This is a genomic window from Nocardia miyunensis NBRC 108239 (genome assembly GCF_001613065.1).
Taxonomy (GTDB): domain Bacteria; phylum Actinomycetota; class Actinomycetes; order Mycobacteriales; family Mycobacteriaceae; genus Nocardia; species Nocardia miyunensis.
Map to the genome: position 1 here is coordinate 105,794 of NZ_BDBQ01000053.1, position 16,346 is coordinate 122,139.

The following is a 16,346-nucleotide window of genomic DNA, read 5'->3' on the forward strand; positions in this document are numbered from 1 at the left end:
TGCTACTCGTTTCCGGCCCGGATCTCTTCGATGCCCTGCAGGATCGCGTCCAGACTCGAGGGATCGGCGATCACGTTGACGCAGGCCCGGTAGTACGCGCTGAGCAGAACCGGGTCCATCTGCGTGAGCGAGCCGAGCACCGCGGAGGTGGCGTGGTCCATATGCGCCTGGATGTCACGCATCGGCTGGTTCGGCAGCGCCGACGGTGCGACCTTCTTGTTCGCCACTGTCCATTCGCCGCCCGCCGCCAGCAGCGACTGGAATTCCGCGCTCGCGTAATAGCGCATGAAGGCCCGGCCCTGCGGGGTGTCCTTCATCAGATAGGCGACGTGACCGTTCATCAGCTGGCTGCCGCCGGAGTGACCGGGCGGGAACGGCAGGGATGCGATGTCGACGCCGGGCGCCAGCTTGCGGGGGCTGTTCGACATGAACACGTTCTGCCCGAATTCGCCGTACTGGGTCAGCTGACACGAGGGCTGCCGGGTGAACATTCCCGCGCCGATCTGCGCGGTCGGGGTCGACAATGCCTGGTACGGGCCGCCGTCGACCATGCGGTCATCGCTGGCGATCTTGCTGAACTCGCTGAACGCCTGTTTCACCTCCGGGGAGGTGAAGGGCAGTTCGCCGCGGGTGAACCGGTCCACGACCCGCGGTCCGTGCTGGGCGAGCATGATGCTCTCGATGAAGTACGTGGCTGCCGCGCCGGTGCCCGCGCCCTGGCTGAACGCCATGCACCACGGCGCGGTGCCGGTCTCGGCCTGGCGCTTGGACCAGGCCGCGAGATCTTCCCAGGCGCCGAAGGAGGAGGGGCCGGTGTAGCTCTTCGGGTTGTGCCACAGGACGTACGAGTCGGTCTCGGCGAACAGGCCGTAGAGGTTTCCCTCGACCGTCATCGAGTTGATCAGCTGCGGCGAGAACTCGTTCCGCAGAGCGTCGACGTCCATGAACGTGTTCAGCGGCACGAGGTGTCCGCCCTTCAGATATGTTTTCAGGCCGCCGGATGTGCCCGCGTAATAGACGTCCGGGGGCGTGCCCGCGCTCAGGCGGGTGGACACGATGGTGTTCGCGTCGTGCGAGCCCTGATAGTTGACCCTGATACCCGTCGCGTCCTCGAACGGTTTCAGCGCCGCGGCCAGGATGGCGCCCTCCGGTCCGCTGACGATGCCGACGACGTTGAGCGAACCGCCGATCTTCTTGCCGCCGTTGTCGGCGGTCGCCCTGTCCTGGGCCGCGCGGGTCAGCTCTGCGGGCAACGCCACCGCCTTTGCCGATCCCCCGCCGGTCGCCGTCGGCCAGTGCCGGCCGCAGGCGCTCGTCGCGAAAACGAGCACCACCACCAGACCGCTGAGTATCACGGTCGTTCCGCGGTACCTGAGTGCTCTCGTCATTGAGACCTCGTATCTCGTCATTGAGTCGTGCTTCGAGTCCCACCTCGTGCGGAGGTCGGCGGGACGAGATCCGGCGGTGGAGCCATATGGCTCACCCGATCACATCGTCGCCACCAGGACAAAGGGATACTCGATTATCGATAAATTGCGGTCAGTTCGGCTCTGCCGACGACTCGGCCGCGGCGGCGATCGCCCGCAGCAGCTCCACGTAGAACGCCGCACCCGGGTCCGGGTGCCCGACCCCGCGCTCCCCGACCCATCCCGCCCGGCCGCGCCGGCCCGGCAGATTCGTCGTCGCGTCGAGTCCGCTCTGCGCCGCGTCGATCATGGCGGCGAGAAGCGTTCCCGGAGCGACGTTCGCGGCCGCCACGATGCTGGGCGCGATGGCGTCCAGAACGGTTTTGTCGCCCAGGTCGGCCTTGCCTCGCTCGGCGATCCGGTCGTAGACCGCCCGCAGGATGTCCGGGACCAGAGCCGGGGAGAACAGCACGCCGGGCGCGACGCCCTTGGCCGCGGCGAGCAGTCCCGTGCCGACCAACGCCGCCATCGTGGACGGGTTCGCCCGGGAGAAGGCCGAGGCCGCGGTGATCAGCACTCCCTCGAGGTCCGCGGGCGTGGCGGTCCGCAGCGCTTCCCGGACCGCGGCAGCGCCCCGGCCGACGGTGATACCGAGATCGCCGTCGCCCACGGCGGCGTCGAGTTCGCGCAGGTACTCGGTCCGGCCGGTGAGCCGGTCGAGAGCGTCGTCGAGGATCCCGACGACCATATCGGTGGGCAGATCCGCGCTCATGATCGCACTGCCTGGGTGAAGAAGGGCGAGGACGCGGGCGCGTCCAGCAACTCGGCGAGTTCATCGTCGAGAGCGATGACCGTGATCGAAGCACCCGCCATCTCGAGGCTGGTCGCGAATTCGCCGATGTAGTTGCGATGTTCGACCTGGCCGTTCGCGTCGAGCACGGCCCGCGCGCGGCGGTACAGCAGATACAGCTCCTCCGGCGGTGTCGCGCCGAGCCCGTTGACCAGGATCGCCACCCGGCTTCCCGATTCCGGCCGCAGATCCGCGAGCACGGCCTCGATGAGGGTCGTCGCGATCTCGTCCGCGGACTTCAACTTCGTCCGCTCGGCTCCCGGCTCACCGTGGATCCCGATGCCGATCTCCATCTCGTCATCGCCGATCGTGAAGGTGGGCTTGCCCGCCTCGGGCAGGATCGTCGGGGAAAGACCGACGCCGACCGTGCGGGTCGCGGCGACCGCCTTGGCGGCCAGCCGAGCGACCTCGTCGAGGGAGTCGCCGCGTTCGGCCGCGGCCCCCGCGATCTTGAAGGCGAACACCATTCCCGCGACACCGCGACGTTCCGAGGCCCGCTCGGCGGGTGCGCTGAGCGCGTCGTCGGTGACCAGGACGGTCCGGGTGTCGATACCCTCCACCTCGGCCAGATCACCGGCGAGGTCGAAGTTGAACACGTCCCCGCCGTAGTTCCCGTACAGGTAAAGCACACCCGCACCGCCGTCGGCTGCTCGCGTCGCGGCGAGCATCTGCTCGGCCGACGGCGAGGAGAACACGTTGCCGATCGCGACCGCGCTGCACAGTCCCCGGCCCACATACCCCAGGAACATCGGAAGGTGCCCAGACCCTCCGCCGGTCACGATGCCTACCCGTCCGGCCGCCGGGGCATCGGCCCGGGCGAGCGCCCGGTTGTCCTCCGATGCCGAGCGCAGCTGATCGGGGTGCGCCAGGAGCAGCCCGTCGATGACCTCGTCGACGAATCGGTCCGGCTGATTGATCAGTTTCTTCACGAAAGTCTCCTTGTCCGGGACACCGCGTACAGCCCCCTCACAGCTGTCGCGGCGCAGGCGGCGGGCGGCAGGACAGCGGTGGTCACCGTCCCGGCCATCCCCCTGCCACCTCGATCACCAGGAACTGCGAATTCAGCTCAGGACGCGTTCCCGGACAGCGCGGTCTTCGCCACTCCAAGCCCCTGCTCCAGCAACTCGAGCTCCTCCTTCGACAGCGGCACGAAGGGTGCGCGCGCCGGTCCGACCTCGCGGCCCTGCAGGGTGGCGACCGCCTTGACCCACGACGGCCAGTTCTTGCCGTTCATCACCGCACGCGTCAGCGGCGCGATGGCGTAGTGGATGCGCTGGGCCTCGGCGAAGTCGTTGCGCTGGATGGCGTCGAACATCGCGATGCTCTCGGCGGGGAACATCGCGCCGGTGCCGGAGATCGAACCGGTCGCGCCCAGGGCGAGTCCGGGGAACAGCAGGTGGTCCTGCGCCCACGTCACCGAGATCCGGTCGGCGACGGTATCGAGCAGTTCCGACAGCGTCGCGAACGAGCCGCCAACGCTCTCCTTGGTGGCGATGACCGCGTCGATGTCCGCCAGCTTGCGGGTGACCTCGGGAGTCACCGAGGCCGAGGCCAGCACGTTGTAGATGATGACCGGCAGCTCGGTCTCACGGTGGATCCGGTCGTAGAAATCGACGAATCCGTCGAAGCTCGGGGCCTGGTAGATCGGCGGGGTCACCATCACGCCGACCGCGCCGACGTCCTTCGCCGCGCGGCCGCGGGCAACGGCGTCGCGGGTGGTCGTGGTGATGATCCCGGTCACAACCGGAACCCGGCCCGCCACCCGCTCGACGGCCAGGCGGGTCAGCCTGGTCAGCTCCTCCCCCGAAAGCGCATGCCCCTCACCGGTGCTGCCGCCGACGACGAGGCCGGTCACCGGGAATTGCAGCTGGTAGTCGATGTCGGCCAGGAACGCCGCCTCGTTGATCTCACCGTCCGCGTCGAAGGGTGTGTACAGCGGGGGGAAGATGCCGCGCACGTCGTCTTTGGTGAGCACTGCCATGTGAATCGGATCCTTCTGTTGGTGCTGTCGTCCAGAGAGACTATGGTCGATAATCGATAATCGCGCAACTACCGAGGAGGCAGACGAGTGACGGTCGTGAACACCCCAGCCGTGCAGAACGCGGCGGACACCGAGTTCGTGCAATCGGTCGTGCAGCACGCGACCACCGCCTTCGCGACGAATCTCGCGCGGACGCCAACCGAACACGCCGATCTGCTTCGAGCGCTGGCCGACGCATTGCAGGAGCACGAATCCGAACTCGTCGCGATCGCGCACACCGAGACGGCGCTGCCGCTGCCGCGACTGCACAACGAACTGGGCCGCACGGCGTTTCAGCTACGGTTCCTGGCCGACCAGGTCACCGATGGCGAATTCCTCGACGGCGGAACCGATGACGCCGATCCGGACTGGCCGGTCGCGCCCCGCCCGAGGCTGGCTCGGCGGCTGGTGCCGCTCGGGCCGGTGGCGGTCTTCGCCGCCTCGAACTTTCCCTTCGCGTTCTCGGTGCTGGGCGGGGACACCGCGTCGGCACTGGCGACCGGCTGCACCGTGATCGTCAAGGCGCACCCCGGCCACCTCGAACTCTCCCGTGCCGTCGCGGCCCTCGCCACGGAGGTCATCGAGCAAAAGGGCTATCCCGCAGGCACATTCGCCCTGATCGAAGGCGATGAGGCCGGTCGCGCCCTCATCGTCGACGACGGCGTGGAAGCGGTCTCGTTCACCGGATCCACGGCCGTCGGCCGCCTACTCGCGGACCTGATCGCCGCCCGGCCGCGCCCGGTGCCGTTCTACGGCGAACTCGGCAGCGTCAACCCGATCTTCATCCTGCCCTCCGCCGCGAACAACGACACCCTCGCCGGATTGGTCACCTCGTTCACCCTGAGTGTCGGGCAGTTCTGCACCAAGCCCGGCATCGTATTCCTGCCCGCGTCGGCCGACCTGGAGGTCATCGGGCAGAAGGCCGCCGCCGTGTCCGCCGCCCGGATGCTGACCGGTTCCATCCGCGAGCGCTTCCTCGCCGAAACCTCCCGGCTCGCCGCCCTTCCCGGCGTCACCACGATTTACGCGGGCAACGACGACGGGGACGCCGTCGCACCACGGGCTTACGAGGTCTCGCTGCGCGCCGTCCTGGACGACCCGGAGCCCTATCTCGCCGAACTCTTCGGCCCGGCAGCGGTTTTCGTCCGCTACGACCACGAAGACGAACTGCTCGCCGCGGCGAGCCTGTTCCGGGGCGAGCTGACCGCCGCTATCCATACCGCCGAACCGGACCTCCCGACCTGGACCCTGGCCGACCGGCTGGCCCGGTTCGCCGGACGGGTCCTGCTCAACGAGTGGCCGACCGGAGTCGCGGTGACCACGGCGATGCAGCACGGCGGCCCCTACCCCGCCAGCAGTTCCGCCCGGGACACCGCCGTCGGCCGCTTCGCCCTGGATCGATTCCTGCGTCCGGTCGTATTGCAGAACTTCCCCGACCGGCCGAGCCCGGGCTCCCGGTCATGATTAGCCGGTCGGATGACCAACAGCCGGCACACGGTACGGTTGCGCGCATGGCAGGTGGGCAGGCAGCAGGGCGGACCGATCGGATCCTGGACACGACCGTCCAGCGGCGGATCTACGCCAGCGTCCGGGCGAGCATACTGGACGGAACGTTCCCGCCGGGACACCGGCTCATCGTCGCGCAGCTCTGCGACGAATACGGCAGTTCACAGGCTCCGGTGCGTGAAGCGCTCCGGCAGCTGACCGACGAGGGCATCATCTCGAGTCTCCCGTATCGAGGCTGGGCTGTTCGTTCGTTCAGCTGGAACGAGATCGCCGAAACCTACGAGCTGCGTGAGGAACTCGAAGCGTGGGCGGTCCGGCGCATCAAGCGTCGCGAGGACACCGTCGACACCAGCGCGTGCCGAGCCGCCCTGGAACAGCTGTCCGCGGCGGTCGCCGCGAAGGACGGTATGGCGGCCCTGGAGGCCGACCTGCGTTTCCACGAGGCCGTATGCGAACTGGCCGGCAGCGCCCTGCTGGTCAAGACCTGGCATTCGGTGGTGATGCAGTTCCGTGGAGTGCGCGCATTCCTGTCCCGCAAGAATCCCGACGACCTCAGCAGGCTGATTCCGGACCACCTCACGCTGCTCTCGGCGCTCGAGAACGGCACCGCGGCCGAAGCCGAGGAAGAGTTCCGCGGCCACCTCACCCGCGCTCTGCAGAAGATCAAGATCGTCGTCTCGAAGGTGGACGGGGAGCAGCCCGCGACCTGAACCCGCACGTCCTACCGGTCGATCGACCGCCAGGACGCATTCACAGCCACCCGAGAACTATCTGCCACAGCGGTCCTCGCGCACGGACGGACCCCGCCGCCGAGATCCGGATCGGTTCCGGCCCAAAGACATCGGCCGGTTCGCCCCAGCGCAGCGTCCGCTCGATGACCGCACCAGAGGTGACCATGATCCGCCCGGACTGCCAGACCGGGAGCACCGCGCCCGAATCCGCACCACCGACATCCGCGGTCAGCCGGTCCGGCCGCGGCGGTCTGCTGCGCGAACGCGACTACCGCTCTTGGTTTTTCGCCCAGATCCTGTCCTCGGCGGGACTGCAGACGCAGAACATCGGCGCGGCCTGGCTGGTCTACCTGCAAACCCACAGTGGGCTGGCGCTCGCGCTGCTGATCGTCGCCGGCCAAGGCCCCGGGCTGCTGCTGAGCCTGTTCACCGGCACCGTCGTGGACCGGCTCGGCCCGCGAGCGGTGCTGCTGTGCACGCAGATCGCGGCGCTGGTCGCCAGCGGCTCGCTCGGCGTGATCACACTCGCCAGCGGCGCACCCGACGTGAGGATCATCTACGCGCTGACCTTCGTCGCCGGTGTCATCACCGCCTTCGACGGCCCCGCGCGCCAGCTGATCGTGGTGCAGTACGTCGGCCGCGAACATCTCCCCCAGGCGATCGGACTCTACGAGGTCAGCCTGTCATTGGCCCGCATGACGGGCCCGGCGATCGGCGGCGTCCTGCTCGGCACGCTCGGACCAGCGGTCTGCTTCCTGGTCAACGCGATCACATATCTACCGCCCGCCCTGGTCCTGCTGCGCTATCCGCCACGGTTCAGCCCGCCTCGTCATGCCGCCGCGCCGCGGCGACGGGTCCGCGACGCGGTGCGTGTCGCGCTGCGCTCACCGCCGATCCGCTCCTGCCTGCTCCTCGCGGTGGTCAGCACGACCCTGGTCAGCACCACGTCCTACTTCCCGCAATTCGCCTCCGAATCCCTGCATCTGCCCAGCGCCGGTTACGGCGCGCTGGTGGCCTGCCTGGGCGTCGGCTCGCTGCCGGGCGCGATCCTCGCATCCAAGCTCGGCCGGCGCGACCGGGGACGGCGAGTCGTATTCGCCGCCGCCGCAACAGGTTTGGCAACCCTGATCACCGGTCTGGGCCCGGCCGCACTGGCCTTCCCCGGAGCGGTGCTGTGCGGCATGTGCTCGATCTGCCTGATCGCACTTGCCAACACGGTCACCCAATTGGCCTCCCCCGACGACCTGCGCGGCGGCATCATGGGCGCCTGGACGATGGTCATGCCCGGCATGGGCCCGATCACCGGAATCGGTGTCGGGTCCATCGCCGACCACTGGGGACCGCGGTGGTCCTTCGTCGTCATCGCGATCTGCTTCACCGCCTGCGCGGCCGCGTGCTGGCGGCCGCTCAACCGGACCGGCGACCGCACCGAGCCGTGAGCGACCGCTGACGCACCGTCACCATCGATCGTCGCCGCGATGACGTACCCGCCCGCTGAGGAACGGCGCAATGAGGTTGCCCTCCAACGCCTTACGCAAGATCTCCGGATCCGGAGATACGACCTCGGGGTCGTTCGCGGGGGATCGAGGGAGGCCGAATCGCCCTGCACCGATGAGTTTCGAGCGGGTCCGTCGTCGATACCTCTGGATATACCGACAGACAGGAGTCCAGGCATGACGAGACCGTTCCGATTCGGAGTCGTTGCCCCGCTCAGAACCGACCCGTCGATCTGGCGAGATCGCGTGCGCCGCATCGCCGACAGCGGCTACTCGACACTGCTGGCGCCCGACGTCCCGCGCATGCAACCAGCGCCCGGCCCCATGCTGGCGACCGCCGCGGCCCTCACCGACCTGCGTGTGGGCACCTGGGTGTACGCCGCCCCGCTGCGCCCGGCCTGGATGACGGCGTGGGAAGCGCACTCGCTGTCGCTACTGACCGACGGCCGTTTCGAATTCGGCATCGGCACCGGCAGACCCGGCATCGAGGACGAACTGCGCGAACTGGGACTGCCCGTGATCCCGCCGAGCGAGCGGCTGGCACAGGTGCGGGGGACCATCACAGCGCTGCGCGATCTCGACGGCCCCGACCTTCACACCCCCGTGGTGATGGCCGTGCGCGGCCCCAAGGCCCGGGCGCTGGCGGCCCAGGTCGCGGATACGGTCAACTTCGCCCTGATGCCGCACGAGTCGCGGGCCGAAGTCACCCGGCTGGCACATGAGGTCCGTGCGCTCGGGGATCCCGAACTCGCACTACATGTGCCGATCATCGGTGACGAGGTCGCGCCGTTCATGGCGCCTCCCGACACCGACACCGCCGCAATGCCTGCGGATTCGCTGGCGATACTTCCCGACGACCCGGCAGCCGCCGTCGAGGAGATCCAGCGGCGACGGGAGGAGATCGGTTTCTCCTACTTCGTCCTCGGCGCCGACTTCGCCGACAAGTTCGCACCGGTCGTCGCCGAACTCGCCGGACGTTGAGCGGGACAAGGAGTTCGGCTTCACGAGCCCTGCTTCCGGTCCGGCCCGTTCCCGTCGGTCGCGCTATGCCCGCCTCTTCTTCGACGCCTTCAGCACCTGCCTCGCCCGTTCGAGCAACGCCTCCAGCCCGGCTTCGAAGACGCCGTCCTGCACGAGACTGAGGCTGTGTCCCTCGGCGGCGAGTTTCGCCAGGGTGGGCATGGCCTCTTCGTCGATCGGCGTGGCCGCCCACTTCCCCGCGGCCGTGTCGAGTCCCTCGCTCCGCTCGAGCATCGCGAAACCGCGGCTGTGCGCGGCCAGCGAGAAGTACGTCTCCAGTGCGTTCTCCGAGGTGAATCCCGCCTGCACGAGCGTGTCGATGATCGCTTCGAGCCGTTCGTACGCGACGCGGCTCGGGTGCGCGCCGTACGACGCGGTGTGCATGATCAGCAGATCGCACAGTACGGGGTTGTCCCGGAACAGCTTTCGCATCTCCACGAAGTGAGTGCGCAGGCGTTCGTCCCAGGTGCCCGAACCGGTGAACGGCAGCGCGATCTCGTATTGCTCCAGCGCGCGGTCCCGCATGGACTCCAGCAGTTGGTCCTTGCTGTGGAAGTACCAGTAGATGCTGGTGACTCCGACATCGAGCCGCCTGGCCAGCGCCGGCATGCTGAACTTCTCCACCGACACATCGGCCGCCAGCGCGAACGCTCCGTTCACGATCTCCTCGACGGTGATCGAGCCACGCTCACGACGCTGCCGTCGCGGTGTCCGAGTACCGCTCGCCTCCTGGCGCACAATCGTCCCTTCGGGTAATCGAGCAGTTTCAATCGAACGTAGCAGTCCTGCCACATTCGAATCGGCCTCACATCGAATCGTGCCCGGCACTCCACGACAGCGTGGGACCGCCCGTCCGGAACGGCTCGGTGTCGGCGACCGACTCCGCCGAACCCGCGGCGGCCGAGAGCGCGCACGATTTGAACGCGCGAGCAGCGCGGCTCAGCCTATGCTGCGCCGACTCGGTTCGCGAATCGAGTTCCTCGGAGTACCGCTCGCCCCACAGCGTGACCTCCTGCCGTCCGCGCTCGAGCCAGTCCAGCGCCCGGTTCCGCACGTGGGCGTCCGACTCGCACAGGGCCGCGGAGATCGCGACCGAATGCGGAACCACACCGGCCACCTCGAGCGCCCGGACATCCTTCAGATCCAGCACGGTGGCGCCGAGAATGCGCAACGGCAGCGGGTTGGAGCTGTCCGCGAGCAGCACCGTGACATCCCAGCCCGCCATCACCCGATCGAACAACCAGCCGCCCGCCGACCGCACGACCTCGGTCGAGTCCTGTACGACCACCGTCATGCGGTAGCGCAGGAAGCGCTGACGAGCACGGGCGATCGTGCGATCGACCGGCAGCAGACGCAGATCGGCCGCAGGCGCGGCATCCGGCGCGAGAACAGACATCGGGTTTCCGATCTTTCGAGGAACGCTATCGAGGAACACATGCGGACGCCCTTCCCCAGTGGCCGGGGTCGAGCCGTTCGCGACCCGCGCAGTGCGGTGACGGACCCGACCGGGCTGCGCCCGGTGCACTGCCCAGACTATACAGTAACCACTTACGGTAACGGGGACTATTTCTCGATGACGTGCCGCGATCCGGCCCGTACCAGGCGGATCCCGCCCCCGGCGGCGACGGGCACACACCTTCCGGAGAGTTTCACCGAATCCCTTGCGGAAAGCACTTACGATAAGGTAATTCGATATAGTGGGCGTCGTCACAACCGCGGTCTCACCGGGCCGCTCAGCCCCCGTGACGACACTCGCCATCACGCAATGCAGCAACGATGCCGCCGAGCCGGTCTTCCGGCTCGGGCGGGCGTCCTGGACCGCCGTGTCAGGCGGCAGGGAGACACCATGTCATCGCAGGACAACGATCCGAACAGTCCACCCGGGCCGCAGACCGCGCCCACCAGGCGAATGCTGATCGACGGACAGCTCGTCGCCGCGGCAGGAACCTTCCCATCGCTCAACCCGGCCACCGGCGCGGTCTACGGTCACGCGCCCGAGGGCGGCACACAGGCCGCCGAGTCCGCGATCGCCGCGGCACGGCGGGCCTTCGACACCACCGACTGGGCAACCGACGTCGCCTTCCGTGCCCACTGCCTCGACCAACTGCATCGCGCCCTGCGTGAAAACGTCGAGGAGCTACGGGAACTCACGATCGCCGAGGTCGGCGCGACCCGCATGCTGACCTACGCCAATCAGCTCGAACAGCCGATCGAGATCGTGCGCTACTACGCCGATCTGCTCAACGGCTATTCGTTCACCGAGGACCTCGGCGAGATCGACTTCGCCGGGCAGCGACACCGCCGCTGGGTCGAAAGAGAGGCCGCCGGAGTCGTTTCCGCGATCGCGGCCTACAACTTCCCGCATCAGCTGGCACTGGCCAAGCTGTCCCCGGCACTGGCCGCCGGATGCACGGTGGTACTCAAGGGCGCACCGGACACCCCGCTGGCCACCCTGGCGCTGGGCGAGATCATCGCCGAGCACACCGACATCCCCGCGGGCGTAGTCAACGTGCTGTCCTCGGCCGAGGTCGAGGTCGGCAAACTGCTGACCACCCATCCCGACGTGGACGTGGTGACCTTCACCGGATCCACACCGGTGGGCCGCCAGATAATGACCGCGGCCGGGGACACGCTCAAGCGGGTCTTCCTCGAACTGGGCGGTAAATCCGCGCTGATCCTGCTCGACGACGGCGATTTCGGCGCCGCCGCACTGTATTGCGCGTTCGCGGTGTGCAACCACGCGGGCCAGGGCTGCGCGATCACCACCCGCCTGCTCGTGCCGAGGCAGCGGCAGGACGAGATCCTCGCCCAGCTGAACGCGCACTTCGGCAACATCAGCTACGGCGACCCCACCGACCCCGCGATCTACATGGGCCCGCTGATCAGCGAGCGCCAGCGCGACAAGGTCGACGGCCTGGTCCAGCGCGCCGTCGATGCCGGAGCCACCCTCGTGCGCGGCGGAAAGAAAGTCGATCCGGGCTGGTTCTACGAACCCACCGTGCTCGCGAATGTCCACCCGGACAGCGAGATCGCGCAGGAAGAGGTGTTCGGCCCGGTGCTGGCGGTCATCCCCTACGAGGACACCGACGATGCGGTCCGCATCGCCAACAACTCGCAGTACGGCCTGTCCGGCGCGGTGTTCGGCGCCGACGAGAAGCGCGCGCTCGCGGTGGCGCGGCGCGTGCGCACCGGCAGCCTGAGCATCAACGGCGGCATGTACTTCGGCGTCGACACACCGTTCGGCGGTTACAAGCAATCCGGCATCGGCCGTGAGATGGGCGTCGCCGGACTCGAGGAATTCCTGGAAACCAAGACACTCGCGGCGGTGATCGGATGAGCAAGCCACTGGAGGGATTTCGCGTACTCGAGGTCGCGATGTACGGATTCGTGCCGTCGGCGGGCGCGGTGCTCGCCGACTGGGGCGCGGACGTCATCAAGGTCGAGCACGCGGTCACCGGCGATCCGCAGCGCGGGCTGCGCCGGATCGGCAACTTCGTCGTCGAGGGCGAGCCGAACCCGAATATCGAACACGCCAACCGGGGCAAGCGCAGTATCGGCGTCGATATGTCCAAACCCGAAGGGCGAGAGGTCATCTACGAGCTGGCCAAGACCGCCGATGTATTCCTCACCAGCTTCCTGCCCTCGGCGCGCGGCAAATTCGGCATCGACGTCGAGCACATCCGGGAGGTCAACCCGGCCATCGTCTACGCCCGCGGCAGCGGTCTGGGCCCGCGCGGCGCGGAGTCCGACAAGGGCGGCTACGACATGACCGCCTACTGGTGCCGCGGCGGCGTCGCGGCCACCATCACCCCGCCCGATGTGGCGGGCATGATCGGCCCGCCCGGACCAGCGTTCGGCGACACCATCTCCGGCACGAATCTGGCCGGGGGAATCGCGGCGGCGCTGGTCAAACGCGAACGCACCGGCGAGCCGTCCGTGGTCGACGTGTCGCTGCTGTCCAGCGGCGTGTGGTCGATGGGGCACAGTATCGCGTTGTCCGCGTACGCGAACGAACCGCTGCTGGCGAGCCCCACCGACTCGCACGGGGCGATGAGCAACCCCCTGGTCGGTCTGTACGCCACCAAGGACGGGCGGCACCTGTCGTTCGTAATGTTGCAGCCCACCAAGTTCTGGGCCGACGTGTGCCACCACATCGATCGGCCGGAACTGGCCGATGATCCCCGGTTCGCGACGGCCGCCTCGATCGCCGAGCACACCGCCGAGGGCGTGGAGATCCTGCGCGCCGCGATCGGCAGCCGGACGCTGGCCGAATGGACCGAACGCCTGTCCACCCTGGCCGGTCCGTGGGCCCCCGTCCAGGACGTGCTACAGGTACTCGACGATCCGCAGGTCCGGGCCAACGAGTACATCCGCACGGCCGGCGAGCTCCAATTGGTCTCGAACCCGGTGCAATTCGATCTCACCCCGCCGGACCTGAGCCCGGGACCGGAATTCGCCGCGCAGACCGATGAGGTCCTGCAGGAACTCGGCCTGGACTGGGATCGGATCATCGCACTCAAGACCGTGGGCGCGGTGACGTAGACATACGTCCCCCACCATTCGGTTGGTAAACCTCGTTCCGGTCGGAGCGACAGTGATATACGATACGGTAATGCTTTACGGTAACTACTTACTGTAAGGCTTTAGGAGCTTTCCGGCTCCCCGAAGCCCTGGTGAAGGCGCCGCGAACGAGCAGTCGCGCTTGCCGTCAAGCAGGGACCAGCAACAGCCGAGTCGCAGTGACTCGGAGAAGTTCCCGAGAGGACCGACAGTGGGACGAGTTGAAGGCAAGGTCGCCTTCGTCACCGGAGCAGCCCGCGGCCAAGGCCGCAGTCACGCGGTGCGACTGGCCGAGGAGGGCGCCGACATCATCGCCGTGGACATCTGCCACGACATCGAATCCATGGGCTACCGGCTGGCGCGCCGCGAGGATCTCGACGAGACGGCCAATCTCGTGGAGAAGACCGGGCGGCGCATCATCGCCGAACAAGCCGACGTCCGCGAGGCCGCGCAGCTGCGTTCCGTGCTGGCCGCCGGTGTCGCGGAACTCGGCCGGCTGGATATCGTCGTGGCACAGGCGGGTATCGCCGGAATGTCCGGTAACCCGCCGTGGCAGGCATGGTCCGATGTCATCGACACCAATCTGATCGGCACCATCAACGCCATCCAGGCCGCACTGCCGTATCTGGACGAGGGCGCGTCCATCATCGCCACCGGATCGACCGCGGCGCTGATGGATGTGGCGAAAACCGATCAGCCCGGTGCGGATCCCGGCGGTATCGCGTACATCGTCGCCAAACGCGGACTGTCCCAGTACGTTCACGAACTCGCCACCCATATCGCGGCCCGCAAGATTCGCGCCAACGTCGTCCATCCCACCAACTGCAATACCGACATGTTGCAGAGCGAACCGATGTACCGGGCATTCCGGCCCGACCTCGAACATCCGACCCGCGCCGATGCCGAACCGGTATTCCCGGTGCAGCAGGCGATGCCGATCCCGTTCATCGAACCGGTGGACATCAGCAACGCCATCGTATTCCTGGCCTCCGAGGAAGCCCGCTACATCACCGGCATGCAATTGCGCGTGGACGGCGGCGGCTACCTCAAGTGGTACGACTACCACATCTAAAGGACATCGCAGTGGAAAACCGCAGTACAGCAACGGAATCCGAGACCCAGCGTCGTAGTTATCACTTCGACCGGCACACTCCGGAATATCGGCATCAATTCGAGTCGATCACCAAGGACATGCAGGACAAATGCCCGATCGCGTGGACCGAAACCTATGGCGGACACTGGGTCGCGGCCGGTAACCGCGAGGTATTCGAGCTCGCCCGGTGCCCCCATGTCTCGAACGACCGCGACGTGAACGGCGAACGGCGCGGCTATCAGGGCATCACCATTCCCTCGGGGCACACCGCCATGGATATCCGCAACGGAATCCTGGAAATGGACGATCCCGAGCATCGGCTGTACCGGCAGGTGCTCAACCCCTACCTCTCCCCCGCCGCGGTGAGCCGGTGGATCCCGTTCGTCGACGAGGTCGTGCGCGCCTGCCTCGACGAGAAGATCGAGTCCGGCCGAATGGATTTCGTCGACGACCTGGCCAATATCGTCCCGGCCGTGCTCACCCTCGCCATGCTCGGGATCCCGCTGAAGAAGTGGGCCATCTACAACGAGCCCGCCCATGCCTCGGTGTACACGCCGCCGGGCTCGCCCGATATGAAGCGGGTCCAGCAACTCCACCTGGCCATGGGCATGGACCTGCTGGCGAATCTGAACGAAATCCGCGAAAATCCGCGGCCCGGCCTGATCGATGCGCTGGCGCGCATGACGGTCGACGGCGAGAAGCCCGCGGACGTGGAGTTGCTCGGACAGCTCGCGCTGCTCATCGGCGGCGGCTTCGACACCACCACCGCGCTCACCGCGCATTCGCTCGAATGGTTGTCACAGCATCCCGACGAACGCGAAACCCTCAGCCGCGAGCGCGAACTGCTGCTCAACTCGGCCACCGAGGAATTCCTGCGCTTCTTCACTCCGGCCCCCGGCGACGGGCGGACGCTCTCGCAGGACTGCGAGATGGTCGGCCAGCAGTTCAAAGAGGGTGAACGGCTGTGGCTTTCGTGGGCGATGGCCAATCGCGACCCGAAGGTGTTCGAAGACCCCGATACCGTCGTCCTGGACCGAAAAGGTAACCGGCACTACAGTTTCGGGCTCGGCATCCACCGCTGCATCGGGTCGAACGTGGCGCGCACGGTCTTCAAGCGAATGCTCACCGCGGTGCTCGACCGGATGCCCGATTTCGTCTGCGATCCCGACGGCACCGTGCACTACGACACCATCGGAGTCATTCAGGGCATGCGTAACCTGCCGGCGACCTTCACACCGGGCCCCCGGCTCGGCGCGGGCCTGGACGAAACCCTCGACCGCCTCCAGCGCATGTGCGACGAACAGGAACTCGCCGCGCCGGTCACCGCCGGGCGGTCCTCGACCGGCAGCGATTGAGCACCCGATCACGCAGGAGTTTGCATTGCACATCCGTTACGAGGCCACTGGCGCGGTGGCGACCATCACCCTGGACCGGCCCGAGGCCGCCAACGCGCAGAACATCGCGTTGCTCGATGAACTCGATGCGGCCTGGACCCGGGCCGCGGCCGACGACGACGTGGCGGTCATCGTGTTGCGCGCCGAGGGCAAGCACTTCTCCGCCGGTCACGATCTCAAGGGCGGCGGCTCGTCCGCCGCCCCGTCCAAGATGACGCTGGATCGGTTGTACGAGTTCGAGACTCGGCGCTATCTGGAGTATTCGCTCCG

15 protein-coding genes are annotated in these 16,346 nt (G+C 67.6%); 9 read left to right on the forward strand and 6 right to left on the reverse strand.

Features of this window, described 5'->3' with window-relative positions; all coding sequences use genetic code 11:
- Positions 1–2: 2 nt before the first annotated feature.
- From NM2_RS23630 to NM2_RS23645, 4 genes are all read right to left on the reverse strand, one after another.
- The gene (locus tag NM2_RS23630; RefSeq protein ID WP_067672880.1) at positions 3–1,388 is read right to left on the reverse strand and encodes an ABC transporter substrate-binding protein; all 1,386 of its coding nucleotides are present in this window, start codon (positions 1,386–1,388) and stop codon (positions 3–5) included.
- A gap of 151 nt (positions 1,389–1,539) precedes the next feature.
- Positions 1,540–2,178 carry a DAK2 domain-containing protein gene (locus tag NM2_RS23635; protein WP_067672883.1) on the reverse strand — a complete coding sequence of 213 codons (639 nt, stop codon included), beginning with the start codon at positions 2,176–2,178 and terminating at the stop codon, positions 1,540–1,542.
- On the reverse strand, positions 2,175–3,185 hold the full coding sequence (locus NM2_RS23640) for a dihydroxyacetone kinase subunit DhaK (RefSeq protein ID WP_067672886.1): 1,011 nt from the start codon (positions 3,183–3,185) through the stop codon (positions 2,175–2,177). The genes NM2_RS23635 and NM2_RS23640 overlap by 4 nt, the downstream gene beginning before the upstream one ends.
- 137 nt (positions 3,186–3,322) lie before the next feature.
- A complete protein-coding gene (locus tag NM2_RS23645; RefSeq protein ID WP_067672889.1) occupies positions 3,323–4,237 on the reverse strand; it encodes a dihydrodipicolinate synthase family protein in 915 nt (304 codons plus the stop codon).
- 87 nt (positions 4,238–4,324) lie between these two features.
- Between NM2_RS23645 and NM2_RS23650 the strand changes: the two genes are divergently transcribed.
- From NM2_RS23650 to NM2_RS23665, 4 genes are all read left to right on the forward strand, one after another.
- Positions 4,325–5,740 (forward strand): aldehyde dehydrogenase family protein, encoded by a 1,416-nt coding sequence (locus NM2_RS23650; RefSeq protein WP_084531475.1) that lies wholly within the window; start codon positions 4,325–4,327, stop codon positions 5,738–5,740.
- A 47-nt stretch (positions 5,741–5,787) separates the two neighbouring features.
- On the forward strand, positions 5,788–6,492 hold the full coding sequence (locus NM2_RS23655) for a GntR family transcriptional regulator (protein WP_067672892.1): 705 nt from the start codon (positions 5,788–5,790) through the stop codon (positions 6,490–6,492).
- A gap of 164 nt (positions 6,493–6,656) precedes the next feature.
- The gene (locus NM2_RS23660) at positions 6,657–7,952 is read left to right on the forward strand and encodes an MFS transporter (RefSeq protein WP_084531477.1); all 1,296 of its coding nucleotides are present in this window, start codon (positions 6,657–6,659) and stop codon (positions 7,950–7,952) included.
- 234 nt (positions 7,953–8,186) lie between these two features.
- Entirely contained in the window at positions 8,187–8,990 is an 804-nt protein-coding gene (locus NM2_RS23665) for an LLM class flavin-dependent oxidoreductase (RefSeq protein ID WP_067672896.1), read from the forward strand.
- A 63-nt stretch (positions 8,991–9,053) separates the two neighbouring features.
- Here the strand turns inward: NM2_RS23665 and NM2_RS23670 are convergent, their stop codons facing one another.
- Positions 9,054–9,689, reverse strand: a complete 636-nt coding sequence (locus NM2_RS23670) for a TetR/AcrR family transcriptional regulator (RefSeq protein WP_245718178.1) — start codon at positions 9,687–9,689, stop codon at positions 9,054–9,056.
- 145 nt (positions 9,690–9,834) lie between these two features.
- Positions 9,835–10,425, reverse strand: coding sequence for a hypothetical protein (locus NM2_RS23675; RefSeq protein ID WP_245718179.1), 591 nt, complete (start codon positions 10,423–10,425; stop codon positions 9,835–9,837).
- Between the two features lie 450 nt (positions 10,426–10,875).
- Between NM2_RS23675 and NM2_RS23680 the strand changes: the two genes are divergently transcribed.
- The 5 genes from NM2_RS23680 to NM2_RS23700 form a co-directional block, all read left to right on the forward strand.
- The gene (locus NM2_RS23680; protein ID WP_067672900.1) at positions 10,876–12,366 is read left to right on the forward strand and encodes an aldehyde dehydrogenase family protein; all 1,491 of its coding nucleotides are present in this window, start codon (positions 10,876–10,878) and stop codon (positions 12,364–12,366) included.
- On the forward strand, positions 12,363–13,571 hold the full coding sequence (locus tag NM2_RS23685) for a CaiB/BaiF CoA transferase family protein (RefSeq protein ID WP_067672902.1): 1,209 nt from the start codon (positions 12,363–12,365) through the stop codon (positions 13,569–13,571). The genes NM2_RS23680 and NM2_RS23685 overlap by 4 nt, the downstream gene beginning before the upstream one ends.
- 229 nt (positions 13,572–13,800) lie before the next feature.
- Entirely contained in the window at positions 13,801–14,661 is an 861-nt protein-coding gene (locus NM2_RS23690) for a mycofactocin-coupled SDR family oxidoreductase (protein ID WP_067672904.1), read from the forward strand.
- 11 nt (positions 14,662–14,672) lie between these two features.
- A complete protein-coding gene (locus NM2_RS23695; RefSeq protein WP_439956909.1) occupies positions 14,673–16,037 on the forward strand; it encodes a cytochrome P450 in 1,365 nt (454 codons plus the stop codon).
- Positions 16,038–16,062: 25 nt separating this feature from the next.
- Positions 16,063–16,346, forward strand: a 284-nt coding sequence (locus tag NM2_RS23700) for an enoyl-CoA hydratase-related protein (RefSeq protein ID WP_174575667.1), incomplete at its 3' end; no start/stop codon positions are given.

Bases quoted from the DNA above. Each gene is read 5' to 3' on its own strand.
- NM2_RS23680 (WP_067672900.1), top strand. From the start codon at position 10,876: ATGTCATCGCAGGACAACGATCCGAACAGTCCACCCGGGCCGCAGACC.
- NM2_RS23635 (WP_067672883.1), bottom strand. From the start codon at position 2,178: ATGAGCGCGGATCTGCCCACCGATATGGTCGTCGGGATCCTCGACGAC.
- NM2_RS23630 (WP_067672880.1), bottom strand. From the start codon at position 1,388: ATGACGAGAGCACTCAGGTACCGCGGAACGACCGTGATACTCAGCGGT.
- NM2_RS23645 (WP_067672889.1), bottom strand. From the start codon at position 4,237: ATGGCAGTGCTCACCAAAGACGACGTGCGCGGCATCTTCCCCCCGCTG.
- NM2_RS23665 (WP_067672896.1), top strand. From the start codon at position 8,187: ATGACGAGACCGTTCCGATTCGGAGTCGTTGCCCCGCTCAGAACCGAC.
- NM2_RS23655 (WP_067672892.1), top strand. From the start codon at position 5,788: ATGGCAGGTGGGCAGGCAGCAGGGCGGACCGATCGGATCCTGGACACG.
- NM2_RS23675 (WP_245718179.1), bottom strand. From the start codon at position 10,425: ATGTCTGTTCTCGCGCCGGATGCCGCGCCTGCGGCCGATCTGCGTCTG.
- NM2_RS23660 (WP_084531477.1), top strand. From the start codon at position 6,657: ATGACCGCACCAGAGGTGACCATGATCCGCCCGGACTGCCAGACCGGG.
- NM2_RS23685 (WP_067672902.1), top strand. From the start codon at position 12,363: ATGAGCAAGCCACTGGAGGGATTTCGCGTACTCGAGGTCGCGATGTAC.